The following is a 24,663-nucleotide window of genomic DNA, read 5'->3' as shown; positions in this document are numbered from 1 at the left end:
CATGCCGGTCTTTCGCGATCATTCGGGCCGGGCGGCAGGACCGTGGGCGTTGCGCGCCTGCGGCCTCTTTGTCGCAATCGTCATTGTTGTTGCGGGGCTGCTCATTTCGTCCTACACCCAGGGGAAGTTCGCGGACCACTTCACCGTCACCATCGATGCGGCGACCCTCGGTGAGGGACTCGAGCCGGGGGCGGAGGTGAAATTCCACGGCTTCGCGATCGGCACTGTGCGCCGGGTCGAGACGGTCGGCTACGGTCACCAGCGGCTCGTGCTCGAGCTCGACCGTGCCCAGGCCGCGGTGCTGACCGATGATGTGTCCGCACGGTTCACCTCCTCGAATGTCTTCGGTTCCAGTGCTATCGAATTGGTGACCGAAGGCAAGGGCGCCCGGCTGCGCGAGAACACCACGCTGTCCATCGGCGAGAACGCGACCAACGCGACCGTGGCGGGTGTGTTCCGGCGAGCGGCCCGGCTGGCGCGGGTGCTCGACTCCGACGAGGTGCGCCGGATCTTCGACCTGCTGATCGAGAACTCCTCGAATCTCGGCCCCACCGTGTCGGCCTTCTTCGACATGGCGCGAATGCTGGCCACCAATCAACGGGCACCCCTGGCGCACTATCTCGAGATCGGCGCCGAAACCTCGGAGGGCATAGCAGAAATCACGCCATCGGCGGTCGATGTAATCCTTGGCATACTCGACCACAGCGAATACTTCGGTGACCCGACCAACAAGAAACGGACGCAGAAGGCACTGGCGGGCGTGAACGACAAGTTGGTCATCGCCGTCACCGACCTACTGCATGAGCGCAACCCGAATCTGGCGCAGATCATCGATGGCGTGCTGGACCTGGTCGTCCCTATCAGCGCGTCGATCGGCACGATCGCCCCCGCCTACCCCCGCCTGCCTGCGCTCCTCGGCGCCATCGGATCCGCATTCCCGGTCGTCGACGGACAGGTGCAGCTGCAACTCGAGGTGATTGTGAAAAATATGCCATACCTGGCAGATTCGCTGATCCCGACGGCTCCGGGAGGCGCACGATGAACCCGGTAGGCGGTGCCGCGGCGAAACTGGCGGTATTCGTGGCGATCGTGGCGGTGTGCTCGGCGTTTGTCATTGCCGCGCTGCGGATTCCGGTTCCGGACACCGATGTCTCCCACAGCGCGCAGTTCACCGATATTTCCGGACTGTACGAGGGTGATGTGGTCCGGATGTCGGGCGTCGCGGTTGGCAAGGTCGAATCCGTCGATCTGGACGGAACCCTCGCCACGGTCCGATTCACCGTCGACGGGTCCCGACCGATCTACGACAACACCCAAGCCGCCGTCCGCTATCAGAATCTGATCGGGCAGCGCTACATCGAGTTGATGAACCAGCAGCCCACCGGGACCCGGCTCGCGTCCGGGGCCAACATCCCGGTGCGGCGGACGATTCCGAGTTTCGATGTCTCCAAGCTGTTCAACGGTTTCAAGCCGCTGTTCAGCACGCTCGACACCGAGCAGTTGAATCAGTTCGGGCAGAACATGCTTCGTGTCCTGCAGGGTGACGGCGCGGGCATCGGTCCGCTGCTTGCCGATCTGGATCGGCTGACCGCGTTCGCGAGGGATCGCGAAGCGCTGATCGTGCTGCTGATCCGCAACCTCGGCGAGATCTCCCGCGAGATCGGCGGAAAGTCCGTCGCGGTCGGCGATTTGGTGAAAGAGCTCGGCGGCATCCTGCGGCAGTTCAGCAGCAAGACCTCCACCCTGGTGAACGCGGTCACGGATGCCAATCGTGCGTTGGAACCACTGGTGCCACTGCTGGAGGAACTGGAGGCTTCCTACGACGACAGCTACCCGCCGCTGGCTGGATTGCTGCGCCGACTGCTGCCGCAGACCGGCCAGGTCGTCGAAATCCTGTCGCTGGTGCCGTCTTTGCTCACCGGCCTGAACAACAACATGCCAGCGGACGGGTTCTCACGCACCTTCACCTGCGGCGCGGGTGAGGCGGGAATTCCGGGTATCGGGCAGGTCGTGCTCGGCAATCAGAATCTGGTGGTGTGCAAGTGAGCGGCCTGGTCCGGTACGTGATCGCCATGGTCCGGGACGTGCTCGACGCGGTAATCGGTGAGCAAGCCGCGGCGAAGGAATCGCGATCCCAATTGCGCTGGGGCATCGCCGGTGTGGTGGTCAGTGCCCTCGCGCTGCTGGCAGCGGGCGTCGTGTACGCGGTGCCGTTCGGTGAGCACACCTACACCGCGGACTTCCGGAGTTCGGGCGGTGCGCGATCCGGCGACGAGGTGCGCATCGCGGGCATCAAAGTCGGCGAGGTGCGCTCGATCCGACTGGTAGGCGATCACGTCGAGGTGCGTTTCGGTATCGATCGAAACGTCCATGTGGGTGATCGCTCGTCGGTGCAGCTGAAGATGCTCACTCCGATCGGCGGACACTATCTGTCACTCAGTCCGGCGGGAGAGAACTCACTGGGCGACAAGCACATTCCGCCCGAGCTGACCCGAACGCCATTCGAGCTGACCGATGTCATCGAGACCGCGACACCGACGCTACGCGAGGTCGACGGCGTGACGTTGCGCGCGACGATCGTGCAGGTGAACCAGGCGCTGGCAGGTCAGCCGGACGCGATTCGCAATATCGTCGGCAACTTCGCCGAACTGAGCGATGTGCTCGCCGACCGCTCCGAACAGCTGGACCAGGCGCTGGCCGTGTCCGACGAGTACATCGGTGCGGTCGCCACCGACTGGGAAGTGCTTGCCGACTTCGTCCGGCAACTCGGCATCGTCGCGGTCGTCCTCGGTCAGCGCAAGGTCGAGGTCATTCAGGTGTTCAACCTGCTGCGGCGGCTGTTCGTCGTCATCGACCGGCCGGTGATGGCCTACGGGAATTCCATCGAACCCTCGGTCGCCCAGCTGGAGGGATTGTTCGACAAGCTGGTCAAGGACCCGAGCGAGATCGACTCGATTGTCGGTGGCATCAAGGATTTCATGGCCGAGATCTCGGCCATGCTCGGCGTCGACGGGGTGATCGTCGACCAGTCGGCCGGCGTGGTGCGCGGTATCTGTATCCCGTTCGAGGGCAAGGCATGCTGATGAGAACACCAGGCAAGGCTGTGCTCGGAGCGGTGGCCGTGGCGTCGGTCGTCGCGGCGGGCGCGACGGGTGCGTCATCGGTGTCCTCGGTGTATCGGCCACAGCAACAGGTGTGTGCCGAATTCGCCGACACTGTCGGCCTGTACCCGGGCAACAGCGTCACCATGCTGGGTGTGGACATCGGCAGCGTCTCGGATATCGAGGCGCGCGGCGACCGCATGCGGGTACGGATGAAGGTCGCCGACGATATCGAACTGCCCGCCGATGTCGGCGCGGTGACCATCTCGAGTTCGATCGTCACCGACCGCCATGTGGAGCTGACCAGGTCTTATGTCAGCGGCCCGAGATTCGATCCGACGCAATGCATTCCGTTGGAGCGGACGAAGACTCCGATCGGCATCAGCGAAGCGCTCGACGCGGTCGGTGCGCTTTCGGCCGACCTCACCGGCGGGCAGGCGGCGGCCGCGGGTAAACCCGGCGACACGTTGCTCGATGAGACGCTGACTGCCGCCGATCGGGCCCTCGCGGGTACCGGACCGCAGTGGAACATCCTGATGGCCAGGCTTTCCCAGCTGATCGGCGACCGCGCCGATCGAGATGTGGCCCTCCGCAGGCTTATCGACAACCTTGATCAGCTCATCACCATGTTCGTCGCCAATTGGCCGGATATGCGGGCGTTGCTGGACAACCTGAAGGACGGCATCCAGATGATCGGCGGCGTCTCGGACGAATTGTCCAGAGCGGTCGATCTTGCCGTGCAGTTCATTCCGGTCATTGCCCGCAATGTCGACAAGTACGACCACCAGGCCTACGGCTTTCTCGACCAGGCCGCGCCCGCCATCACGACCTTCACCCGCTCGGCAGGCGATATCGCCGACATTCTTCTGCACGTGCCGGTGATCGCGAACAGCCTTGCGGCGTTGTTCGATACGAGCGTGGGCGCCGCCCGCGTCGACTACCGCCCACCGCGCGTCGAGGCGACCATCGGCGGCAAAGTCGTCGAAATCGGCCTGGCGCAGGTGCTGTTGGGATCGGCGGTGCCGCGATGAAGCGCCTGCTGCCCGCGTTGCTCGCGGTCGTGTTCCTCGCCGCGGGCTGCGGGGTGCGGGCGAGCGACATTCCGATTCCCGGAACGTATATCGCCGGGAACAGGTACACGATAACCATCGAGTTCGGCTCGGTGCTGAATCTGCCCGACCGCGCCAAGGTGGTGGCCGACGGCGTCGATGTCGGCGTGCTCGACCGCATCGATCTGATCGGCGACATCGCAGTGGCGACGGTCGATCTGAGAACCGATGCGCAACTGCCGAAGTCGACCACGGCCGAACTGCGCCAGAGCACCATCCTCGGCGATATCCACATCGCACTACAAGCGCCGAAGAACTCCGGCGGCCCCTTCTTGCAGAACGGTGATGTCATTCCGGCCGTGCAGACGGTGCCCGCCACCAATGTGGAGGACATCCTGCGGGCACTGTCGAACATTGTGACCGGCGGTCGTTGGGCGGAGTTGCAGGATGTGATCAACCAACTCAATGCCGCCTACCCGAGCGATCCGGCCGAGCTCGACCGAGTCCTGGCCGGCGGACGCAACGCGCTGCGCGATCTCGCCGCCAACACCAACGACCTGGACCGCATCCTAGTGTCGGCCGCCTCGATCTCGACCACACTGGAGGCGAACAAGAGCGGTGTGGACCGCACCCTGGTCTCGGGCCCGGGACGGGCCGTCGGACTCGCGGCGGTCATTCTCGGCGTGGTTGACATCATCGTGCACGCGGGCCCGCTGGCCAACAACGTCAGCGATCTCGCGCTGCCACTCGTCGGCGATCTGCGCGGCATCATCGGCATCATCACGCCGGCGGCGCTGACCATCGCCTCGGCCGACAACACGGTGCCGATGAACGTCGAGAAGGTGAATCAGCTATTGCGCGACAAGCTGATTCCGTTCTTCAGTGCGCCGCCGAACATTCGCGTGCAGCGCGTCGGTCCCGGCGGCGCGGCAGCGGCCATCACCGCCGACGCCGAGGCGCGTTCCGACCAGCTGATCCAGGTGCTGCGTTCTATAGGAATGGTCCGATGAAGCTCTCGGGTCCGGTCTCACTGGTGCTGCTGACGGTGCTGACGCTGGTCTGCGGCGCCTACATGATGGTCGGCGTGCTGGACATGGATCCGCGCAAGGACACCTACTCCATGACGGTCCTGATGCCGTCGTCCGGCGGACTGATGCCGACCTCCGAGGTGGATCTGCGCGGCATGCCGATCGGGCGGGTCAGGGCCATCTCGGCGACCGCGACGGGTCTGGCCGTGCGGATCGAGGTGGATGCGAAGTTCCGGTTGCCGATCGACAGCGTGGTGCGCATCAGCAACTTGTCGGCGGCAGGGGAGCAGTTCATGGACTTCCGGCCGACCACGAGCCAGGGGCCCTATCTCGGCGACGGCAGTGTGATTCCGGCACAGCAGGTTCGGATCGCCACGACGGTCAGCGCCGCGCTCGCGAATATGGACGCGCTCTCGGCGCAGATCGATCCGGTGAAGATCAGCCGGCTCACCAGCACGCTGGCGCAGGGCTACGAGGGGCGCGAGGCGGATATCCGAAAGCTCACCCGCGCAATGACTCTCATGGGTCAGATGCTGCGCGACAAGCGTGAGGCGATCACCCGGCTGTACCTCAACGGGCAGACGCTCGGCGACAACTTCGACGGCTACGGCCCGAAACTCGCCGACATGCGCGGTGATATCGACACCGGCCTGCCGGACCTGCTGCATCTGATCCAGTCGTTCCAGGACTACTCCTATGCGGGTGAACACCTGTGGGACGACCCGCTCGGGCCGCTCGTCCAGCAGATCGACAAATACCTCGGGATGCTCGGACCGGACCTGGCCTATCTCGCCACCGTGCTGAAGCCTGCGACCAGCGTCATCAAACCACTGCGAGTGGACGCCGGTTCGATCATCGACCTGCTGGCGACCGTGTTCCGGGACGGTGGCCCCGCCCGGATAGCGATCGACATTCCGAAATAGAGAGTTGAGTGAGCAATGTCGGAAAACGAAGAGACCCAGGATGTCTCGGTGGTCGACCAAGCGAAAGATGTGCGCGCGGAGGCTTCAGCCGACTCGAATCGGCTGCGGGCCAGGTGGGGTAGCACCCGCGAATCGGTCCTGGCAGGTGTGGCCATCCTGATGGTGGTTCTGGCCGCTGCGCTCGGCATGCAATGGCAATCCTCCGCCGATGACCTCGACGCGTTGCGGCAGCAGAACGCGGACCGGGACCAGGCCGCCCAGGTGGCCACGGACTACACGATCCGGTCGCTGACCTACGACTACCGCAATCTCTCCGGCTTCTTCGACGGTGTGCAGAACGGCGCCTCGGAGGCGCTGAGCAATCGCTACGAGGAAGTGCGCGACACGCTCGCGAACATCATGACCGGCGCACAGGTCGTCGCGACCGGCGAGGTGATCGGCACCGCGGTGGAACCAAAGGGCAACGACCAGTATTCGGTCACCGTCTTCGCGACCCAGCGCACCCAGAATGTCCAGCAGCCTCAACCGGCCACCGTGCCGAACCTGCTCCTGGTGACCGTCTCGAAGAACGCGGGCACCTGGCAGGTCGTCGACTACGGCCCCAAACAAGCGCCCGCCGCGCGGTAGCGACCCGCCCGCCACTGGGTGTCCGCGACGCCCAACTCCGTGGCTGGCGCGTCGCCGCGCACCCATTCGCGGGCCATGCGATGCCAGTTCGCGGTGCCGCGGAGCTGACCGATCATGCCGAACGCGTAGAAATCCGCGCGCCGTGCGAAGAAATGTTCCGGCGGCAGCGTCTGCCGGTGCATCCGTCCGAAAGCCGCGGAGCGGGGATCCGCGACCGTCATGAGCGCACCACCCGCGAGTTCGCCGGTCACCTCGAGGTCCTCGTCGTCGAATGTCCATGGCGAGGCGTCGTAGAAGTATTCGAGAGTCTGTTCCGGGGTGATCGGCGCGGCGGGCCCGAGCACACCGGACGTGCGCAGCAGGGCGTGCAGTGCGTCGGCGCGTTCGTCGAAGGCCAGGTCGGCAGCCTTCCGCTCGAAATCTACGCTGGTGGGATCCATCCGCTTGAACAGGCCGAAATCGAGGAAGGCCACCCGCCCGTCACTGGTCAGCAGCAGATTACCGGGATGCGGATCGCCATTGAATTGGCAGTCGAGATAGATCGACCCGATGTAGAACCGGTAGATGATCTCGGCGACGCGGTTGCGCACGTCGGCAGGCTCGCGCGCGATCTCGTCGAATCGCATCCCGTCGATGTATTCGGTCACCAGCACTCGTGGACCGCACAGCGGCAACACCGCATCGGGCACGGTGATGAACGGGTGGCCAGCGTAATGCGTCGCCATCTCGTGCTGGGTGTTCGCCTCGCGCAGGTAGTCGGTCTCGTCGCCAATATGAAACGTAAGCTCTTCAATGAAGGAGTCCGTGCTCGCCGTCGGCAGCAGCGGCTTCGAAAGCCTCAGCAGGAGTGCGAGATTCTTCAGATCGGCGCGAACCGCGGACGCGATGCCCGGGTATTGGACCTTGACGGCCACCGGGCTACCGTCGGGCAAGCGGGCCCGATAGACCTGGCCGATGGATGCCGACGCGATCGGTTCGGTATCGAATTCGGCGAACAGGGTGTCCAGCGAGCCGCCGAGGTCGTCCTCCATGACACGCCGCATTTGATCGAAGGCGAAAGCGGGCGCGCTGTCACGCAATACGGCAAGACGCTGCTGGAAATGCTCGCGCTTGTCACGCGGAATCATGGCGAGGTCGATGATGGACAGCATCTGGCCCACCTTCATCGCCGCGCCCTTCATCCCACCGAGCATGTCGACGAGTTCGTCTGTCGCCCGCAGGAATTCACGCGCGGCGGCCTCGTCGTCCGGATTCGACGGCCGCGTCATCCGCGCGAACCGCGCGCGAGCGTTGCGAACCGCCTGCCGCGCCGCGTACCGCCCGACCGTGCTGCCGCGGCCGATGCGCGAGGTGCGGATACGATCCGACATGGGAGTCTCCGTTCCCGTGGGCACACGCGGCTGCCGGCCCGTTGGTAGACTGACGCATCAGTCCCTATCTCGCAGGTCGATGGTAGCCATCGATCGGCAAGCATGTCGATGGGAGAGATGTGCCGGAGCAGCCTCGGGCAGCCCGCCGTGGTCGGCCGCCCGAAGCCGGGTTGGCGCAACGGCGACGGCGACAGATCATCGAGTCCGCCTACGTCGTGTTCGCCGAGCGCGGCTACGAGGGCACGGCGATCTCCGACGTTGCCGCCCATGCGTCGATCGGGCAGGGCACGGTCTATCGCTACTTCACAAGCAAGCGCGAAATCCTCGACCACGTGGTCGATTTCGGCATCGAGAAACTCGTCGCCACGATCGAGCCACAGAAGATGCTGCAATTGCCCACCTCGGCCGAGGACCTGATGGAAAGTTTGCACGCCGCGGCGAGCCGGATATACGACATGGTCGAGGGCGAACCGGAGTTCATCCGGCTGCTGTTCGTCGAGGCGAGCGCCATCGACAAGGAACTGGCCGACCGCCTGCTCGGCCTGGAGATGTTCGCCGCCAAGTTCGTCGCACGGGAGCTGCGCCGTGGTATCGAAGCCCGCTGGATCCGCGCGGATGTCGATGTCGACGTGATCGCCCATACGATTCTGACCCTGGTACTGCCCGGGTTGATGCGCGAATTGCGCGGACCGAGTAACGCGGAAGTGCGCGAGCGTACGGTGGCCGCCGTGTTGAATTTGATGATGAAGGCATTGCGGCCGCGGAGTCTCGCGCCGTGAGCACCGAGGCGGCGGTGGTCCGCAGCGCGAAGCGGCGCTCGGAGCTGGTCCAGTCGGCCTACGAGCTGTTCGTCAGCAAGGGCTACCGCAATGTCTCGGTCGCCGACATCGTCGCCCGCGTCGGCGTCAGCCACGGGACCTTCTACAACTACTTCGATAACAAGCGTGACGTGCTCGATGCGGTCATCGATCACTACTTCGTGCTCATCCAGGAGCGCATTCTCGGACTGGACAACGCCGAGAACCCGCGCACCCTCGACGAGTTCTGCGCTGTCTTCAGTCGCATGATCGACCGCTGCTACGAACTGGTCGAGAGCGAACCCGGCCTGGTGAATTTCATTCTGCTGGAAGCTGCTTCGATCGACAGCGATGTGATCGACCGGACGGTCGGGAATCTGCGGATCTACGGTGATGCGGCGAAGGAACGCATCGGCAACGGGATTTCGCAGGGTTTCCTCGATCCCGAGGTCGATCCCCGGATCGCGGGCGAGGTGTTGCTGTCGGTCATCCTGTCGGCGCTGCTGTCCGCGATGCGCGGCGGCTCCGACGGACTGACCAGACAACGCGTCAACACCGAGCTCACCGCGTTCGTTCGCGCCGCCCTCGCCGCGACGATTACGTGATCAGAGTCCGCCAGCTGCAACTCTCCGGTGCTTCTTCGACCCCCTGCGGCCGTGGCCAGCACTGCCGATACTTCGGCGAACGGCACCAGACAGTTCGTGTCGGGGTCGACCGGCTGGAGTCGATTACTTGACCGAGAGCGCGCCATCCAGACCGCCGACGTCGGTGATCCTCCAATCGGAGCCGCGGTCGAGGGTGACGGTGTAGGTGACCGTGGTCTGTGCGCCCGCCGGGTTCTGCGCATTCGTGGAGCTGACGTTGACGAAGACGTTCACCTTGTAGACGCCGTCGTGCTCGGACAGGATCTTGGCGGTGATCGGGCTCCCCGTCGAGGCCCATTTCAATGGGGTGAGCAGCTCTTGCAGTTTCGGTGCGGTGGCGTCGAACTTGTTGGCAAGCGCGGGGGCGGTGTTCTGCTTGAGTCGGCCGACCCAGGAGGCGAACTCGGTGTAGTCGACCGTGGAGGCGCCGACGGCGTAGTCGGTCGCGATCTGTTCGGCGTGCCGGTTGTCGGCGGTCACCGTGTCACGGTCGGCGAGTTCGCTGCGTGCCGCGAAGAGGAAGCCGGCGAGCGTCACGGCGAGGATCGTCAGCGCGGTGGTGGCCGCGGCCCATGCCACCGTGCTGACCGGCAGCGAAATAGACCGAGGTGCACCATCGGTTTTCGACTCGACGACATCGGTCGCCTCGGCATCGGCGGTCTTCGTGACGTCGAGTTTCATTGCTGCTCCGAATGATTGGGTTCGGCCTGTGGTGGCGCTACTTGACGGTGATCTGCAGATTCAACGTTCCGTCAGGGCTGGTGGTGTTGAGCGCCTGGGTGATGAGGTTGCCGATATCGAGCGGGCGCACGGCATCCGTCGCGAGCGGGAGCAACGGCTGCAACAGCGGGATCATCGTCGCCACGTCCGGTCCGATGGCATTGATCCGTTCGGCCAGCTGACGCAGGAACGGGACGAGCCCGATGGTTTCCTCGGTGTCGATGACGTAATCGGCTGGGACGTCGCCCTTTCGGATGACCCGCGCAATCGCCGCCGCCACCTCGCTGACCCGGGGGCCGAAGGCGGCCCACGGTCCGGAGGCATCGGTCAACGCGGGCCCGGACCACGCCATGTCGTTCGCATTGGCCTGGAACGCCACCAGCATCTCGCGGATGACATCGGATCTGGCCAGCAGCGTCGCGGCCAGCAGGTCGGTCGCTCGTGACAGCTCCGGGACGACCGTCTCGGTGCCCGCCAGCCCCTGGCTGAAGGTCTGGACTATGGAAGCCATTGCCTGCGGATCCAATTGGTTCAGTAGCCGGGTGGCCGTCTGCGCCACCTCCGGGATCGAGATCGGCATCGTCACGTTGGCGGCGTTCACCGTCTGTCCGTCGCGCAGGTACGGGCCGTCCCCGGTGGTCGGACGGAAGTCGAGATACGGTTCGCCGAGTCCGGACAGGGTTTCGATGCGGGCCTTGCTCGAGGTCGGGATGCGGTATCGGTCGTCGACGCGGAACTGCACCGCGACGTTGCTTCCGGTGTGGGACACCGAGGTCACCTTGCCGACCTCGATACCCGAAAGCAGCACTTTGGAGCGTGGCAGCAGACCACCGGAATCGGTCAGCACCATGGTCGCCTCGGTGTACTCCTTCAGCCAGCCCACCTGCACCACCCCGAAGGACAGGTAGGTGCTGCCGACCACCAGGATCGCGGCGATCGCGCCGAGGGATGCCATCGAACCGGGTTTGACCGAGGTGAGTTTCACCGAACCGCACCGATCATCCGCAGGGCGGCGACGATCTGATCGACCTGGTCGTCGGTGGACACCGGGTTCACCGCGCCGGCGGCTTCCGTGCCGATGCGGGTCAGGTTCACCTTCGGTCCTCGCTCCACGAACGGGATGACCTTGTCGCGAAGCAACGCCACCAGCCGGTTCAGATTGGACGGCGCGGACAGGTCGAGTGGGTTGGCGGCCAACAGCATCGGCACGAATGCTTCGGCCGCGGCGTCACCCGCTTGCAGGAAGGGGCCGAGCCACGCTACGGCGTGGCCGACGATGCCGAGAGCGCCGACGACGCCGAGGGTCAGTACCAGGGAGTTCGCGAAGGTCGGGATGTCACGCGCACCACGTTCGGACAGCAAGGCGTCGAGCTCTTCCCTGTTGTCCAGCACCGCCGTCAGATCCTGCTGGATGGCGTCCAGGAAGCGCTCGACACTGTCGAGATTGTCGGCCACATCCTGGGCATCACGCCCGAGCGTCTCGAATATCCGTGCCGTCTCGGCAGGTTGCGCGGGCAGGACAGCATTGGTGCGATTGATGATCTCCTGCGCACTGTGCAGCGCGCCGCCGCCGATAAAGGTCGACATGCCCGCCATCAGATCCTCGATCTGTAATGCGGGACGGGTCTGCCGCAGCGGAATCGTGCCGCCCGGCGCAATGGTTTCAACGAAATCTGCTGGGGGAGTGGTGAGCCCGATGTAGATGTCGCCGAGGATGGTGTTCTGCCGCAGCTGCGCGGTGGTGGTGGTCGGCAGCGCGACCGATTCGGAGATCTCCACGATCGCGTCGATGCGGCCGGCGTGTTGCGCCGAGGGATCCACGACGGTGACGGTGCTGAGCGTGCCGATCTGCGCGCCGTTGGCCACCACCTTGGCCTGCTTGGGCAGGTTCAGCGCGTTCGCGAACTCGATCCGGATCTGATAGGTCGGGCCGGATACAGATGCTCCCGGCACGGGCACCGATGAAGGATCGAAAGCGCAGCCGCTGACCAGCACTGCGGCCGCGAGCACGGCGGCAAGCCAGGAACCGGTGCGGCGCACGAGTATCGACCTGTTCATCGTGCACCCACCGATCCGAGGACGAGCGCGGCCAGGTCGACCTGCGCCAGGCCGTTCTCCGCCGCCTTGCACCGGCCGGGCGTCACGATATTGACCGCGGCGCAGATCTGGTCGGCATCTGCTTGCGGCAGGGCGACTTTCGGTGCGGCGTAGGTGATCCGGACCTTGCCGGTCTCCGGGTCGATCGCGCGCTGGAATGCGCCGACCAGGGCCGGGATCATATCGATGACCTGCTTCAGCGTTCCGACATTGGCGCCGAGCAGCCGAAGATAGGGGACCAGATCGTCGATACCGCCCAGGATTTCGCGGCCGTACTTGCGGGCGATGTCGTTGAACATCGGGAAGTCCACCAGCAGTGAATCGACGATTTGGATGACCTGCTGCCAGATCTCGTTGACGAAGGCGATGCCGTCACCGGCGTTGAGCAACGTCGTCTTGATGTCCGGCCAGTTGATCGAGATGCTGGTCGAGAGCTCGCCGAGCGCGTCGAGCAGCGCGCCGATGTGGCCGATGGCGGCGTCCGGTGCACGCAGTGCGGTGCCGAGGTCTTTGATCAGGGCATTCATTTTCGGCCCTGTCCCGGAGGTGGCCCGCTGGAAGGCGGCGACGCTGTCGTGGATCCGGTTCTGCTCGGCCGGGTCGCCACTGCCGCCGAGTTGGTCGGCCAATGCCGAGAAGGCGGACAGGGTTTCGGTGATGCTCTTCGGTGTGAATGTCGTGGTGACGCAGGCGCTTCGGTTCCATGTCGGTGCACCGGGTTCACCGAGCACCGCGAGATTGCGATCGGCGACGAGGGTGTCGGCGACGGTGGTGGCGGTGACCTGTCCGGTCAGCGGGTGGTCGGCGTCGACGTCGAATTCGACACGGACGGCGTCGCCTTCGGGCTCGAGGGCGGTGACAGTGCCCACCGGGATGCCGAGCATGGTGACGTGGTTGCCGGGGTAGAGGCCGACGGCATCGGGCAGGATCGCGCAGTAGCCGATGGTTTTGTCCATAGGGCGGAACGCGACGACGTAACCTGCGACGGCGAGCACCGCGACGATGACGCCGCCGATCAAGGTGACGAAACCCGGGGAGGCGAGCAGGCGTTTCACGATCAGCACCCCTTTCCCGGCACCGGAATACAGACGGTCGGTGCGGATATCGTGTCCGCCGAGTGGTCGACGACGATCCCGTCCTGCGGGGTCACCGCGGTCTGCAGCCGGTCGCGCGCGCCGCGGAGCGTGCCGATCGCGCCGTCGAGTTTCCCGACCAGCTCGCGCAGCGCGGGCAGCGTATCCATGAGCTTGTCGACCATCGGCTGGAGTTGTTCGCGCCAGGAGGGTTCGAGTGCCGCGATCCTGGACAGTAGCTCGGCGGCGATGCGCAGCGCTTCGGCGATCTCCGCCCTCTTGTTCAGGCCCTGTACCTCGAGCAGTCCGATCTTGCGGACGAACTGTCCGATCAGCGACCGGTTGCCGTTGATGATGCTCAGGAATTCGTCGGTGACGGTCAGTGACCGCGACACCTCGGCGTTCTGCTTGTTGAGGATCGTGACGAAAGATTGCATTGCCGCGCCCATCCGGCGCAGCCCGTCGGGGCTCCGATCGAGCGAGGTTTGCAGTGCGGCCAGGTTTTCGCGGAGTGTCCCGCCGTTCACCTCGGCGACCGGTTTCGCGGAATCCTGCAGTGTCCGAACCAGGCTGTAGGGCAGCTTCACCCGGTCGGGTGGAATGGACTTGCTGCCGAGCGATGCTTTTCCGGCGGGGATCATGGCGACGTAGTGGCCGCCGACCACGGTGAGCATCCGGATCTCCAATGTGGTTGTGTCACCGACGAAGACATCTCGGTTCACGGTGAACTTCATCCGCACCCGGTCCGGCTGCAGCTCCAACGCGGTGACCGAGCCGACCGAGATCCCCGCGACCCGTATCTGATTGCCCACCCGGATCGACTGCGCCTCCGGCAGATATGCGGTGTAGGTGGTCTTTTCGAGCGGCAGCACATAGATGACGGCAGTCGCGGCGAGCGCGATGACGACCAGGACCGCGCCGATCAGCCCGAGGCGCAGTTCGCGGCGATTCTTGGTGGCCTCGTGCCGGTCGTGGCCACGGTGCCCGGGTCTGCGCGCCTTCGTCAGTTCTGGCATATCGAGATCCTTTGCCCGGCGATCAGCACTGCGACCATCGACGGCACCTCGGCATTGCCCTTCGAGCAGGCGAGGTCGACCTGGACCGCGGACTGGTTGGAGGGAACCAGCGCCGACAGCGACTGCAGTAGGCCGGGCAGCTTGCCGAGCTGGTCCAACGCCGTGTCCGGATCCGGAAACAGCAGGCGCAGATCGTGTTCGAGATCGGGGTTGGCTGTTTCGGTGAAGCCGAGGGTGGCCAGCATGCTGTTGAGCGGACCGAGTGCGGACGGAGCCACATTCGCGAAGTCGATCAGGCCGTCGAGCTTCGTCTGGAAGGCGGTGAACACGTCGGACAGCCCGCGCAGCAGCGTGATCAGATGCGGTGATTTGCCGCCGATCCGCGTGGAGATCGACTCCAGGTTCGCCACAATCGTGGAGATCACCGCCTGCCGATCGGTCACGTAGGCGCTGAGCTTTTCGATCGCGTCGAGTGCGGGCCCGACGCCGGAACCGTTGCCCTCGATCACCGCGAGCACGCTCTCGGTGAAGTGGTTGAGCGCGCCGGGGGAGAATTCCTGCAGGACCGGTTGCAGTCCGTTGAACAGCTGGGTGATGTCGAAGGATCCGATGGTGCGGTTGGTGCCGATGGTGCTGCCCTTCGCCTGTTTCGGAGTCGGGTGCTCGGGCTGGTGGATGTCGATGTAGCGCTGTCCGGTCAGCGACTGGTAGCGGATGGCAAGGGAACTCGCGTCGTAGACGGGCCGCTCGCGTTGCACCGTGAACTCGACCCGCGCGCGGCCGTCCACCAGGGAGATCTCCGACACCTTGCCGACCGCGACGCCGAACATGCGGACATCATCGCCGGTCTTCAATCCGCTGGCATCGGTGAAGTCGGCGCGGTAGGTACCGGTATCGCCGCCGACGGGTCGGACGATGGCTGCCGCGATCATCGCAAGCAGCGTGATCATCGCCGCGGCGAACAGGCCGAGCTTCCACGCGATCGAGAAGGTCGACGTCGGTTTCATCGCGTCCCTCCCAGCGCGGCGAATCCGGCCTGACCGAGCAGCGGCACCGCGAGTCCGGGGACACTGCGCAGCGAGACCGAGGCATTGAGGGTGGGTCCGTTCGGGGTGTCGGCGAACATGCGGTCCAGTCGTTCGATCAGTTCGGTGAGTTCGGTATGCGACCGCGCCGGGTTCGGCACTGTCGCCGCGATGGCGGCAACAAGGGGTGCGAACATCTCGATGTAGCCCGAGAAGTGTTGCCTGGCCACATCTCCGATGGTGCCGATGGCCGGGAACGCGTCGTCGACGACCATGCCGATGGTCGCGTCGTACCTTTCCCGGTCGTTCTGGAATACCTCGATGTCGAGCACGGCTTTGAGGAGCTTGAAGGTGGCGGAGGTAAACGTCCCCAGCCCCTGGTAGAACGACGCGAATTGGTCGATCAGGAACGACGACGGGCATTGCTGTGTATCGGCGATCGCCCGGCTCAGCATGACGACGGCCTCCAGAATCGGAGTGAAGGCCTGCAGGTCACCGCTGAAAGACCGCAGCACTTCAGCGAATTCGGGAGTGAAGACCTCGGTGGAAGTTTCGGTGAGCGCCCGCAGCAACCTACCCATAGTCGCGTCGGCCACCCGGTTCGCGTTGGCGCCTGCCAGATCGATCACCGCTCCCGGCCGCAGCGGCGCGCCGCCCTCGACTCGCTTCAGCGCGACGGTGCTGATGCCGAAGAGATTCTGCGGTGCGTAGTCGACCGCGAGATCATCGGTGAGACCGGAGGTTTGAGCCCGGTCCAAATCGAGGGTGATCAGCTGGCGGCCCTCGCCGATGCTGGCGATATCGGTGATCTTTCCGACATCCACCCCGTCCAGGCGTACCGAGGTGCCCTCGATGATGCCCTCGCCGATGTGCTCGGTGCGCAATTGGATCTGCATCCGCGCACCGTCGGGGGCGTTGTGATATCCGGTCCATGCCAGCGTCGCCACCACGATCGCGGCCAGCGCCGCCGCACCGAGTACCCGAGAACCGCTCCGCCCCATGGTGACTCCGGGCAATCCGTAATTCGGCATTCGGCTCACCCCGGGAATTCGATCGAGGAGTTGACGCCCCACAACAGCAGGGTCAGCACCATGTCCAGCGCGATGATCGCGACGAAGCTCGCACGTACCGCCCGGCCCGAGGCGATACCGACGCCTTCCGGACCGCCGGAGGCGAAAAATCCGTAATAGCAATGGATCAGGATGACCGCGACGCCGAATACCAAAATTTTGATCACCGCGGCCAGCACGTCATAGCCGCTGGTGAATTGGAAGAAGTAGTGCTCGTACACCCCGCCCGCTTGACCGTGCAGCAGCACCACCACCGTGTCGCAGGCCAGGTAGCTGAGGATCAGGGCGATAAGGAAGGTCGGCACGATCGCGATGGCGCCCGCGATGACCCGGGTGGTCACCACGAATGGAATCGAGCGCAGGCCGAGGGATTCGATCGCGTCGATCTCTTCGGAGATCCGCATGGAGCCGATCTCGGCAGTCATCCGGCAGCCTGCCTGGGCGGCGAAACCGACCGCGGCCGCGATCGGCGCCAGCTCACGGGTATTCGCGAACGCGGACACCACACCGGTGACCGGGCCGAGGCCGATCAGATCGAGGGTGGTGAAGGACTGGATGCCGACACCGGCGCCCATCGCGATACCGAGCACGACCAGCATCGGCACCGTGCCGCCACCGACGATGACCGAGCCGCGCCCCCAGGTCATATCGGTGATGGTGCGCATCGTCTCGGCGCGATAGCGGCGCAGTGTCAACGGAATCGCGGCCAGCGCCTGCAGGACGAAGCCGAGGGCGAACCCGGCATTCTCGAACGGCGTCAAGGCCCGCCCGGGGTTCTGCCTGAGGCGGTTGACCCAGCGAAAGCCCTTGGGTATGTAGGGAGTAGCCGTCATCACGCCACCCGCAGCGGCAGGAACATGGCGACGACCTGGGTGATCACCAGGTTCACCACGATGATCGTTGCCACCGACAGCACCACCGCCGCATTGACGCCGTCGGCGACGCCGCGTGGTCCGCCTCTGGCCTCCAGACCGCGCTGGCAGGCGACGATGACGACGATGAACCCGAACAGCATCGACTTCAGCAGCGAAATCCACACGTCGGTCAGCACGGTGAAGGAGCCGAAGGTCGCCCAGTAGCTACCCGGGGTGACGTTCTGCGCGCCGATCGCGACCGCGTAGCCGGCGACGATACCGACAAAGATGATGAGGATGTTGAGCAGCGGCGCGACCAGCATCATCGCGAAGACGCGCGGAATCACCAGCCGGTGTACGGGATTGATGCCCATGGTGCGTAGCGCGTCGATCTCGTCGCGGACCGTGCGCGCGCCGAGGTCGGCGGCAATCGCCGAAGCGCCCGCGCCGCCGAGCAGCAGACCCGTCGCGATCGGGGCGCCTTGCTGGATCACCCCGAGGCCACCTGCCGCGCCGATCAGCGAGTCGGCGCCGAGTTGATGGATCAGATTGCCGACCTGCACGGAGACCACGACGCCGAACGGCACCGCCATCAGCACCGCGGGGATTGCGGTGACCGTGACCAGATACCAAGCCTGGCGCAGCATTTCGTGCCACTGGAACCGGCGCGCGATGATGTCGGAGACCGCGCCCCGTGTCGATTCCAGGCCGAGGTCGACCACTCGCCCGAACGTCCGCAGACTCGACAGCGTCGTGTCGGTGACATTTTTGCGCGCGATCTGCGCCGCCGTCGGCCCACCCTTTGTCCCCGTCGACGCTTCGGATTCCATCGATAGTCCTCCATCGAACCCCCACCGCGGACCGCATCCGCGGCAATCCGGAGGCCTTCCCCAAACGCTAGGTGTCGCGGGCGGCGGTGCCCGCGACGAGAAGTGTCACAGTGTTCGACAGTCGGTAGACAAGCGATCACGGACGACGATGAGCGTGCTCACGACGTGCCCCCGAAGTGACCGATTCCATAGGACTGTTCGCGACGACGCTAACACTGCGGAGTAGCGAAAACAACGGTATCAATTTCGCCGCCGTGTGGAGGACGACTACGTAGAATTCGTGACTGTCCCGGGTTATCGGGGTGTTGGATGTCGTTGCGGTGAAGCAACGCTCGCGCCGATTACGCGAAGCGCGGAACGCGAGGAGCGGGCAAACCCGCCGCGTACACTGGCGCGACGGTCCACGTAAGCGCGTGACGACGGCACTGACGACACGGGAGATCTGATGACAACCCGACGCGAGGGCATCCTCGACGCGGCACGGGGACTCATCGTGCGAGACGGATACGCGAGTATCAGCATGCATGCCATCGCCCGCGCGGCCGGTGTCACCCGCCCCGCCGTCTATGCCGAGTTCGGTGACCGTGACGCGTTGTTCGCGGCGCTGTTGGCCCGCGAGGAGGAACGCGTGCTGGCCATGGCGGCCGCCTCGACACCGGAACTCGCCGAGGGCACCGATCTGTCGACCATCGACGTGGCGGCCCTCGGGGCGGGCGCTGTCGAGACCTTCCTCGACCAGGTGCTCTCCGCACCGGAAACCTGGCAGTTCGTCCTGATGCCCGGTGACGGCCTGCCGCCCGCGATGCACGAGCGGGTCGAGCAGGGGCGCAACGCGATTCGGGAACGCAATGCGCTGCTGTTCGCTGTGATCGCGGCCCTTGTCGATCGGGAACTCGACACCGAGATGATGAGTCACGCGTCGATCAGCGTGAGCGAGACGGCGGCTCGGATCATCGTCCGCGAGGGCGGCCGCGACCAGCGCGAGGCGCTGTCCAAGACAATGCGCTGGATGACACGCCGGATGGTCGCGGGCGTCGGAATCGAAAAGGGGTAGCGCCGTGGCAGCTGGGAAGCGGGCGGCCGCCGAGCCGGCCCGGCGCCGATACGCCAAGCGCCTACAGCCCGCCGATCGACGGGAACAGTTGCTCGATGCCGCGCGCAAGATTGTCGCGGAGAGCGGATTTACCGACGTCAGCGTTGCCGCGGTGGCTGAGCGGGGTGGGGTGACCCGGCCGGTGGTGTACGACTCGTTCGGCAGCCGCGACGAATTACTCGCCGATCTGATCGAGCGGGAGACATCCCGGATGCAGGAGGCGGTCAGCCGCGCGATGACGGGTGTCGACGGCTCGCTCGAGTCGGGCGCGGAGCCGCGGGAGGTGTTGTCGGCAGCGCTGACTCGTTTCCTCGCCGAGGTGCAGGCCATGCCGGAGACCTGGCGACTGGTCTACTTCCCCATCAGCGGAGTGCCCTCGACCTCGAGGGAACGCGTCGAGCAGGCACACGACGAACTGCGTGCACCGCTGCATCGAGTGCTCGGCGCGTGGTTGGCCGGGCGGCCGGACACCGACGAAGTCGATCTGGATGTCCTGGTGCAGCTCATCCAAGGACTGATCCAGACTTCGGCGCGGCTTGTCCTCGACGAACCCGATCGGTTCGACGTCGACCGGATTCTCGCCCAGTTCGAGTTGCTGTTCTTTCCGGAATCCTGATTCCTGCAGCCGGAAAAGCCATTCGGCGCGCTGGGCCGATCGCCACCTCGGGCTGGAACAGACGCAGTTCGCGCACCGCTGCCGCGACCTTATCCGTGGACTCGTCGGGAGCGCGGCCGCTGAGGTGGCCGTCCGCCGGGTTGCGAACCTCGGTGTCGGCCCTGGTTTCGCCGACAATCCTGTGGTGAGCTCTGGTATCCGCGACCAACCTGCCGGTCACGGTGCCACTGCGGGCACCTCGGTGCGCGGCTCGGCGGTAGTGGCAGCGGCCGTCACGAGTTGCCGGAAATGTTCGACGACCTGATCATGGTAGGCCCGAATCAAGGTGTCGACCATGTCGATCGCCGCGGTGTCGATCGGGGTTTCCGACTGCCACAGCGCGAGCAGTTGCCGGGCGACCTGCACATGACCCGCGGGCTCCAGCGGCTCGTAGAAGGCATCACCTGCCTCGGGGGTGGCGATGAGGATGTCGCCGACCGAATTGAAGAGGTTGAGAAAGGCGCTCTGCCCGACCGCGGCGAAACCGACGCGCAGCACGTGCAGTTCGGCTTCCATGATCTCGCTGACCCCGGCGCGCCCGGCGCTGACGAGCAGTTCGAACCGGTCCACGGCACGAGCCAGCGCCGTCAGGTCGTAGCGGCGTGGGTCCGCGGCCACGGTGCGGATGGTCTGCATGAGCAGCAGGTGATCGACATCGATGATGTCGGCGAAGATCTTGGCGGCGCGTTCGGGCAGCTGCCTGGAGTGCCGGAAAATGTAATGCGCGGTATCGATTCCGCCGTAGAGGTAGATGTCCCGGACGATATTGCCCAGGCCGCGACGGGCCTCGACGAATCCGAGGGCCGCCAGCCTGCCGAGCGCACTGTTCGCGGTCGGGGTGCTGATCCCGAACTCCGCCGCCAGCTGGCGTACCGACGGCAGCAGTTCACCGGGCGGGTAGACGCCCGCGGCGATCCGGTAGGCGAGCTCGTCGGTGATCTCATCGACGATCGTCGGGTTCTTCACGCTGGGATTCTCCCAGGTCCTACCGGCAGCGGCCGCGGGCCGGACGAACTGCGGCAGTTCGTCCGGTTTGCGTGACCTCGACGGCGTGGCGGCCAGCGGGTTACGCACTGGCATCGGCGGCGCGCCGCGTTCCGGACCGACGGGTGTCACCGCCGGTGGCCGCCGATTGCGGTGTCTCGTAACGGTAATCGTCGAGCGGGAACTTCCGGTTGCCCCGGCGTGCCTCGAAGAACCCCGACGGCCGCACATAGGTGGTGTCGCCCTGCGAGTTCCGGTAGTAGGTCGGCACATGCCCGTTCAAGTCGGTGAGGTAGTACCGCAACGACTCGCCTTGCCGGTAGATCGCCCGGTGGTACGCGTCGGCCGCTTCCTTGCGGACTTCCACGACCGTAGCCAGCCGCGCGCCCGCCTCGGTGATGGCGCGCACCGCGTGGTCGGCGGTCATTTCGACGAAGGCATGCCAGCCGCTGCCGGTCCACGAGTAGGGACCGCACAGCGTCCAACGGTTCGGCAGCCCGGGCACCGACACGCTCTGGTACGCCTGCAGGCCTTCCTCGTTGTAGAACCGCGCGAGATCGAATCCGTTGCGGCCCACCACGGTTCCCGGTCGGTAGGTCTCCGGGTCGGAGAAAACCTCATAGCCGGTGGCGAGCACTATCACATCGAACTCGTGCAGTGCGCCATCGCGGGTCTGGATGCCCGTGGCGGTGATCTTGTCGATCGGGTCGGTCACCAGGGCGACGTTGTCGCGGTTGTAGGCCTTCAGGTAGCTGTTGGACATCGTCGGCCGTTTGGCCAGGACACCGAAGTCGGGTGTCAGGCCCTCTCGGGTGGCCGGGTCTTTCACGACACGCTTCAGGTACTTCCGGTAGCCGGCGATGCACGCCGCGTCGAACCGGTCCATCGCCGGGCGGGCCAGCCCCGTCGGAGCTTTGACGACCCCGCGCAGCACCAGATCGACCACGACCAGCGCACTTCCGTGGAGTCCCGCCTGCAGGCCAGGAATCCCCAGCAGGCGTTGCACAGCGGCGGGCACCTGGAAATCGGGCTTTGGCACCGACCACACCGGGGTGCGCTGGAAGACCTCGAGCCGGGCCACCTCGGGTGCGATGGCAGGAATGATCTGCACCGCGCTGGCTCCGGTGCCGATGACCCCGACCCGCTTTCCGGTGAGGTCGTAGTCGTCGTCCCAGTCGGCGGGTCGCTGGATCTTGCCCTCGAAAGACTGCCAGCCGGGGATGCCCGCGTCTTCCTTCGGCCGGACGAACGCGCCGACGGCACTGATGACGAAGCGTGCGGTGACGACCGAACCGTCTTCGGTATGCAGCTTCCAGTAGTTGCCCGCGTCGTCCCATTCCTCGCGCGCGACGTTGGTGTGGAATCGCACGTGTGGGTCGAGCCCGAACCGCCGCGCGACCTCGGCGTGATAGCTCTTCACCTCTGCGCCCAGCGGGAAGAAGCGGCTCCAGCGCGCGTTGCGGGCGAAGGAGTACTGGTAGGCGATGGCGGGGATGTCCACGCCGATGCCCGGGTAATGGTTCTCGTGCCAGCTGCCGCCCACATCGTCGGCGCGTTCGAGGATGACGAAGTTATCGATGCCCGCCTTGCGTAGCTTGACGCCCGCCGCGATGCCACCGGGACCGGCCCCGATCACCGCCACCTCGAATTCGGGTGGCGTCGCTTCCTCGATGGCCATGAGTTCCTCCAGATCCGCATCGATGCTGTTGTTCACACTGTATAACACAGTTGGTTTTCCCGTCTGAGACAAAATGTCCAGGGCTGCCGACATTCTTGGCCATTCGCCAACGAGCGCGGACGCGGATTGATAGGTTTCGCCAACTGAGACAGTGCCGGATTCGATGGGGATGCATTCGCGTGTTCGATTGGGATCTACTCCGCAGCACCTCGAGTGTGCATGTATTGATGCAATTGGCCGCTGAGCGTGGCATGCCCGCAGCGGCTTGCCTGGAGGGGACGTCGTTGCTTCCCGAAGCGGTGATCGACCCCAGTACCGAGATCTCGGCGCGCGAAGAGCTGCGGGTGTTACGCAATCTGCTCGAGCGCTTCGGTGCCGAGGCGGGTCTCGGCGTCGAGGCGGGTCGCCGGTATCGCCTGCCGTTCTACGGCGCGTGGGGGCTCGCGCTGATCAGCAGTCGGACGTTGCGTGACGCGGTGGATGTGGCGCTGCGGTACGTCGACCTCGCCTTCGCTTTCGGCCGGCTCACTTTCGACGAGGTCGACGGTCGGGCTCGGCTGCGCTTCGATGACTCGGAGATACCGGAGGATCTGCGCGCCTTCCTCACCGAACGCGTAATGACCGGCATTCACACCATCGGCCAGGACATGTTCTCGGCCGGAATCCCGATGAGCAGCGTCCGCTTTCGGCATTCGGCGCCCGCGGACACCACCCGCCACCGTGCGGTGTTCGAACTCGAACCGGAATTCGACGCGGAGGTCAACGAACTGGCTTTCGACCGCGCCTACCTCGATCTTCCGCTGCCGCAGGCCAATGACTGGGCGCGTGGCACCTGCGAGCAGCTCTGCCGCGACCTGCTGACGACTCGGCGCGCTCGGACCGGCGTCGCCGGCTCGGTGCGCGACCTGCTGGTCCGCAACCCCGGCGAGATCCCCGACCAGCTCGCGGTGGCCAACGGATTGTTCATGAGTCCGCGCACGCTCTCGCGCCGATTGCACGATGAGGGGACATCGTTCCGTGCGCTGGTCGACGAGGTGCGACAGATGATGTCGGAGGAGTTGCTCACCCACATCGACATGACCACCGAGCAGGTCGCGGCGCGACTCGGCTATGCCGAGGCGGCCTCGTTCATTCGGGCGTTCCGTCGGTGGAAAGGCTGCCCGCCGCAAGAGTTTCGAGCCCGTGCATCGAGGCAACGAGCGTCGGCGGCCACGCGATCCGAACTGGTCGGCACCTCGGGCTGAATTTCGCGGGTGTGTGGTGCCGGGTGGCGACGGTCGACCATGATCGAACGTCTTGCCTGGTCATGGCTCCGCTGTGGCTCGGGCGCATAGCGTGCGGTGAACGGCGTCAGCGTGGAGGAAGCATCGTGCGGGAGTCCCTGCCCGGGGTTGGGGAACAGTCGCAGGGAATTCGACTGGCGGTGACATCGCCATTACGTCGAGCATCTTTCTCGACGACCACACCCATCTCACCAACTATGGCGACGGAGGAAACCTGCTCGCCCTGACTTACGGACCCGCGACACCCGGGTGCATGGCATAGGGGATGGGTGGGCGTTCACCCGCCTCGATCGGTGAATCCCTCGCGTCCGCGCCGATGACCGCTCACTTCCTCGGCGGCGTGGCGATCGGTTCTGGTCGACCACGGTGTGATCGACCGGAACCACCGCGTCTTCGGGTACTCGGTACGGCGGATCGACCCGGTTCATGATCGCGGCGCGCACGCCGTTCATGCCGCAAAACCCCCGGTAATCAGGCGATTTGCATATTCGCCAAAGCGTCACGTAATGTTCTCCAAGTCAGAGCGACACGGACACCGACCCGGAGCTGAGAGGCCTGGGAAACGAGGTAGGACGAGGAGCGCCTGGCCACCTGGCTCGACTGAGATCCCGATTTGGTTCGGGTTCAATGCTGAGCTAAGATTGAACAAGTGCCGCATTGATCAACCGGAGTAAAATCTGTGCGATGGTGTGTGCGTGTGTTCTTTGAGAACTCAATAGTGTGTCGATGAATGTCAGTGCCAATTA

At 65.2% G+C, this 24,663-nt stretch carries 24 protein-coding genes; 12 read left to right on the top strand and 12 right to left on the bottom strand.

Features of this window, described 5'->3' with window-relative positions:
- The first annotated feature begins 1 nt into the window (after position 1).
- The 7 genes from ACFQZZ_RS22670 to ACFQZZ_RS22640 are packed head-to-tail and all read left to right on the top strand — an operon-like array spanning position 2 to position 6,728.
- A complete protein-coding gene (locus ACFQZZ_RS22670; RefSeq protein ID WP_378684200.1) occupies positions 2–1,042 on the top strand; it encodes an MlaD family protein in 1,041 nt (346 codons plus the stop codon).
- Positions 1,039–2,046 (top strand): MlaD family protein, encoded by a 1,008-nt coding sequence (locus ACFQZZ_RS22665; RefSeq protein ID WP_378684197.1) that lies wholly within the window; start codon positions 1,039–1,041, stop codon positions 2,044–2,046. The genes ACFQZZ_RS22670 and ACFQZZ_RS22665 overlap by 4 nt, the downstream gene beginning before the upstream one ends.
- Entirely contained in the window at positions 2,043–3,083 is a 1,041-nt protein-coding gene (locus tag ACFQZZ_RS22660; protein ID WP_378684194.1) for an MlaD family protein, read from the top strand. The genes ACFQZZ_RS22665 and ACFQZZ_RS22660 overlap by 4 nt, the downstream gene beginning before the upstream one ends.
- A complete protein-coding gene (locus ACFQZZ_RS22655; RefSeq protein ID WP_378684191.1) occupies positions 3,083–4,132 on the top strand; it encodes an MCE family protein in 1,050 nt (349 codons plus the stop codon). Before ACFQZZ_RS22660 ends, ACFQZZ_RS22655 begins: the two co-directional genes overlap by 1 nt.
- Entirely contained in the window at positions 4,129–5,160 is a 1,032-nt protein-coding gene (locus tag ACFQZZ_RS22650; protein WP_378684189.1) for an MlaD family protein, read from the top strand. The genes ACFQZZ_RS22655 and ACFQZZ_RS22650 overlap by 4 nt, the downstream gene beginning before the upstream one ends.
- The gene (locus ACFQZZ_RS22645) at positions 5,157–6,101 is read left to right on the top strand and encodes an MlaD family protein (protein WP_378684186.1); all 945 of its coding nucleotides are present in this window, start codon (positions 5,157–5,159) and stop codon (positions 6,099–6,101) included. Before ACFQZZ_RS22650 ends, ACFQZZ_RS22645 begins: the two co-directional genes overlap by 4 nt.
- Positions 6,102–6,116: 15 nt before the next feature.
- Positions 6,117–6,728 (top strand): hypothetical protein, encoded by a 612-nt coding sequence (locus ACFQZZ_RS22640; RefSeq protein WP_378684183.1) that lies wholly within the window; start codon positions 6,117–6,119, stop codon positions 6,726–6,728.
- Here ACFQZZ_RS22640 and ACFQZZ_RS22635 read toward each other — a convergent pair.
- The gene (locus ACFQZZ_RS22635) at positions 6,695–8,098 is read right to left on the bottom strand and encodes an ABC1 kinase family protein (RefSeq protein ID WP_378684180.1); all 1,404 of its coding nucleotides are present in this window, start codon (positions 8,096–8,098) and stop codon (positions 6,695–6,697) included. The genes ACFQZZ_RS22640 and ACFQZZ_RS22635 overlap by 34 nt on opposite strands.
- 119 nt (positions 8,099–8,217) lie before the next feature.
- Between ACFQZZ_RS22635 and ACFQZZ_RS22630 the strand changes: the two genes are divergently transcribed.
- Together ACFQZZ_RS22630 and ACFQZZ_RS22625 are read left to right on the top strand one after the other, a co-directional pair.
- Positions 8,218–8,877 carry a TetR/AcrR family transcriptional regulator gene (locus ACFQZZ_RS22630; protein WP_378684177.1) on the top strand — a complete coding sequence of 220 codons (660 nt, stop codon included), beginning with the start codon at positions 8,218–8,220 and terminating at the stop codon, positions 8,875–8,877.
- On the top strand, positions 8,874–9,500 hold the full coding sequence (locus ACFQZZ_RS22625) for a TetR/AcrR family transcriptional regulator (protein WP_378684174.1): 627 nt from the start codon (positions 8,874–8,876) through the stop codon (positions 9,498–9,500). Before ACFQZZ_RS22630 ends, ACFQZZ_RS22625 begins: the two co-directional genes overlap by 4 nt.
- Positions 9,501–9,623: 123 nt before the next feature.
- Here the strand turns inward: ACFQZZ_RS22625 and ACFQZZ_RS22620 are convergent, their stop codons facing one another.
- The 9 genes from ACFQZZ_RS22620 to ACFQZZ_RS22580 are packed head-to-tail and all read right to left on the bottom strand — an operon-like array spanning position 9,624 to position 18,224.
- Positions 9,624–10,220 carry a hypothetical protein gene (locus ACFQZZ_RS22620; protein WP_378684171.1) on the bottom strand — a complete coding sequence of 199 codons (597 nt, stop codon included), beginning with the start codon at positions 10,218–10,220 and terminating at the stop codon, positions 9,624–9,626.
- Positions 10,221–10,257: 37 nt separating this feature from the next.
- A complete protein-coding gene (locus ACFQZZ_RS22615) occupies positions 10,258–11,244 on the bottom strand; it encodes an MlaD family protein (RefSeq protein WP_378684168.1) in 987 nt (328 codons plus the stop codon).
- Positions 11,241–12,317 (bottom strand): MlaD family protein, encoded by a 1,077-nt coding sequence (locus ACFQZZ_RS22610; protein ID WP_378684165.1) that lies wholly within the window; start codon positions 12,315–12,317, stop codon positions 11,241–11,243. The genes ACFQZZ_RS22615 and ACFQZZ_RS22610 overlap by 4 nt, the downstream gene beginning before the upstream one ends.
- Positions 12,314–13,411 (bottom strand): MlaD family protein, encoded by a 1,098-nt coding sequence (locus ACFQZZ_RS22605; protein ID WP_378684162.1) that lies wholly within the window; start codon positions 13,409–13,411, stop codon positions 12,314–12,316. Before ACFQZZ_RS22605 ends, ACFQZZ_RS22610 begins: the two co-directional genes overlap by 4 nt.
- A gap of 2 nt (positions 13,412–13,413) precedes the next feature.
- A complete protein-coding gene (locus tag ACFQZZ_RS22600; protein WP_378684159.1) occupies positions 13,414–14,445 on the bottom strand; it encodes an MlaD family protein in 1,032 nt (343 codons plus the stop codon).
- Positions 14,433–15,452 carry an MlaD family protein gene (locus tag ACFQZZ_RS22595; RefSeq protein WP_378684156.1) on the bottom strand — a complete coding sequence of 340 codons (1,020 nt, stop codon included), beginning with the start codon at positions 15,450–15,452 and terminating at the stop codon, positions 14,433–14,435. The genes ACFQZZ_RS22600 and ACFQZZ_RS22595 overlap by 13 nt, the downstream gene beginning before the upstream one ends.
- Positions 15,449–16,501, bottom strand: a complete 1,053-nt coding sequence (locus ACFQZZ_RS22590; RefSeq protein WP_378684153.1) for an MlaD family protein — start codon at positions 16,499–16,501, stop codon at positions 15,449–15,451. The genes ACFQZZ_RS22595 and ACFQZZ_RS22590 overlap by 4 nt, the downstream gene beginning before the upstream one ends.
- Positions 16,502–16,506: 5 nt before the next feature.
- The gene (locus tag ACFQZZ_RS22585) at positions 16,507–17,373 is read right to left on the bottom strand and encodes an ABC transporter permease (RefSeq protein ID WP_378684150.1); all 867 of its coding nucleotides are present in this window, start codon (positions 17,371–17,373) and stop codon (positions 16,507–16,509) included.
- Positions 17,373–18,224 carry an MlaE family ABC transporter permease gene (locus ACFQZZ_RS22580; RefSeq protein ID WP_378684147.1) on the bottom strand — a complete coding sequence of 284 codons (852 nt, stop codon included), beginning with the start codon at positions 18,222–18,224 and terminating at the stop codon, positions 17,373–17,375. The genes ACFQZZ_RS22585 and ACFQZZ_RS22580 overlap by 1 nt, the downstream gene beginning before the upstream one ends.
- 445 nt (positions 18,225–18,669) lie before the next feature.
- On the opposite strand from ACFQZZ_RS22580, the gene ACFQZZ_RS22575 reads away from it, so the two are divergent.
- Together ACFQZZ_RS22575 and ACFQZZ_RS22570 are read left to right on the top strand one after the other, a co-directional pair.
- Entirely contained in the window at positions 18,670–19,278 is a 609-nt protein-coding gene (locus tag ACFQZZ_RS22575; RefSeq protein ID WP_378684144.1) for a TetR/AcrR family transcriptional regulator, read from the top strand.
- A gap of 4 nt (positions 19,279–19,282) precedes the next feature.
- Complete coding sequence (locus ACFQZZ_RS22570; RefSeq protein ID WP_378684141.1) at positions 19,283–19,933, top strand: TetR/AcrR family transcriptional regulator; 651 nt, start codon at positions 19,283–19,285, stop codon at positions 19,931–19,933.
- Between the two features lie 216 nt (positions 19,934–20,149).
- Here the strand turns inward: ACFQZZ_RS22570 and ACFQZZ_RS22565 are convergent, their stop codons facing one another.
- Complete coding sequence (locus tag ACFQZZ_RS22565; protein WP_378684138.1) at positions 20,150–21,052, bottom strand: GntR family transcriptional regulator; 903 nt, start codon at positions 21,050–21,052, stop codon at positions 20,150–20,152.
- Positions 21,039–22,634 (bottom strand): flavin-containing monooxygenase, encoded by a 1,596-nt coding sequence (locus tag ACFQZZ_RS22560; protein ID WP_378685043.1) that lies wholly within the window; start codon positions 22,632–22,634, stop codon positions 21,039–21,041. The genes ACFQZZ_RS22565 and ACFQZZ_RS22560 overlap by 14 nt, the downstream gene beginning before the upstream one ends.
- A 179-nt stretch (positions 22,635–22,813) precedes the next feature.
- Between ACFQZZ_RS22560 and ACFQZZ_RS22555 the strand changes: the two genes are divergently transcribed.
- Positions 22,814–23,878 carry an AraC family transcriptional regulator gene (locus tag ACFQZZ_RS22555; RefSeq protein ID WP_378684135.1) on the top strand — a complete coding sequence of 355 codons (1,065 nt, stop codon included), beginning with the start codon at positions 22,814–22,816 and terminating at the stop codon, positions 23,876–23,878.
- The last annotated feature ends 785 nt before the right edge of the window (positions 23,879–24,663 follow it).

Origin of the sequence: Nocardia sp. GCM10030253, from assembly GCF_042675075.1 — a bacterium.
Lineage (GTDB): Bacteria > Actinomycetota > Actinomycetes > Mycobacteriales > Mycobacteriaceae > Nocardia.
Note: the sequence above shows the minus strand (reverse complement) of the source record. Positions and strands in the feature narration are given on the sequence as shown.

Bases quoted from the DNA above. Each gene is read 5' to 3' on its own strand.
- ACFQZZ_RS22670 (WP_378684200.1), top strand. From the start codon at position 2: ATGCCGGTCTTTCGCGATCATTCGGGCCGGGCGGCAGGACCGTGGGCG.
- ACFQZZ_RS22665 (WP_378684197.1), top strand. From the start codon at position 1,039: ATGAACCCGGTAGGCGGTGCCGCGGCGAAACTGGCGGTATTCGTGGCG.
- ACFQZZ_RS22655 (WP_378684191.1), top strand. From the start codon at position 3,083: ATGAGAACACCAGGCAAGGCTGTGCTCGGAGCGGTGGCCGTGGCGTCG.
- ACFQZZ_RS22650 (WP_378684189.1), top strand. From the start codon at position 4,129: ATGAAGCGCCTGCTGCCCGCGTTGCTCGCGGTCGTGTTCCTCGCCGCG.
- ACFQZZ_RS22645 (WP_378684186.1), top strand. From the start codon at position 5,157: ATGAAGCTCTCGGGTCCGGTCTCACTGGTGCTGCTGACGGTGCTGACG.
- ACFQZZ_RS22640 (WP_378684183.1), top strand. From the start codon at position 6,117: ATGTCGGAAAACGAAGAGACCCAGGATGTCTCGGTGGTCGACCAAGCG.
- ACFQZZ_RS22635 (WP_378684180.1), bottom strand. From the start codon at position 8,098: ATGTCGGATCGTATCCGCACCTCGCGCATCGGCCGCGGCAGCACGGTC.
- ACFQZZ_RS22620 (WP_378684171.1), bottom strand. From the start codon at position 10,220: ATGAAACTCGACGTCACGAAGACCGCCGATGCCGAGGCGACCGATGTC.
- ACFQZZ_RS22610 (WP_378684165.1), bottom strand. From the start codon at position 12,317: ATGAACAGGTCGATACTCGTGCGCCGCACCGGTTCCTGGCTTGCCGCC.
- ACFQZZ_RS22600 (WP_378684159.1), bottom strand. From the start codon at position 14,445: ATGCCAGAACTGACGAAGGCGCGCAGACCCGGGCACCGTGGCCACGAC.
- ACFQZZ_RS22595 (WP_378684156.1), bottom strand. From the start codon at position 15,452: ATGAAACCGACGTCGACCTTCTCGATCGCGTGGAAGCTCGGCCTGTTC.
- ACFQZZ_RS22590 (WP_378684153.1), bottom strand. From the start codon at position 16,501: ATGCCGAATTACGGATTGCCCGGAGTCACCATGGGGCGGAGCGGTTCT.
- ACFQZZ_RS22585 (WP_378684150.1), bottom strand. From the start codon at position 17,373: ATGACGGCTACTCCCTACATACCCAAGGGCTTTCGCTGGGTCAACCGC.
- ACFQZZ_RS22580 (WP_378684147.1), bottom strand. From the start codon at position 18,224: ATGGAATCCGAAGCGTCGACGGGGACAAAGGGTGGGCCGACGGCGGCG.
- ACFQZZ_RS22575 (WP_378684144.1), top strand. From the start codon at position 18,670: ATGACAACCCGACGCGAGGGCATCCTCGACGCGGCACGGGGACTCATC.
- ACFQZZ_RS22565 (WP_378684138.1), bottom strand. From the start codon at position 21,052: ATGCCAGTGCGTAACCCGCTGGCCGCCACGCCGTCGAGGTCACGCAAA.
- ACFQZZ_RS22560 (WP_378685043.1), bottom strand. From the start codon at position 22,634: ATGGCCATCGAGGAAGCGACGCCACCCGAATTCGAGGTGGCGGTGATC.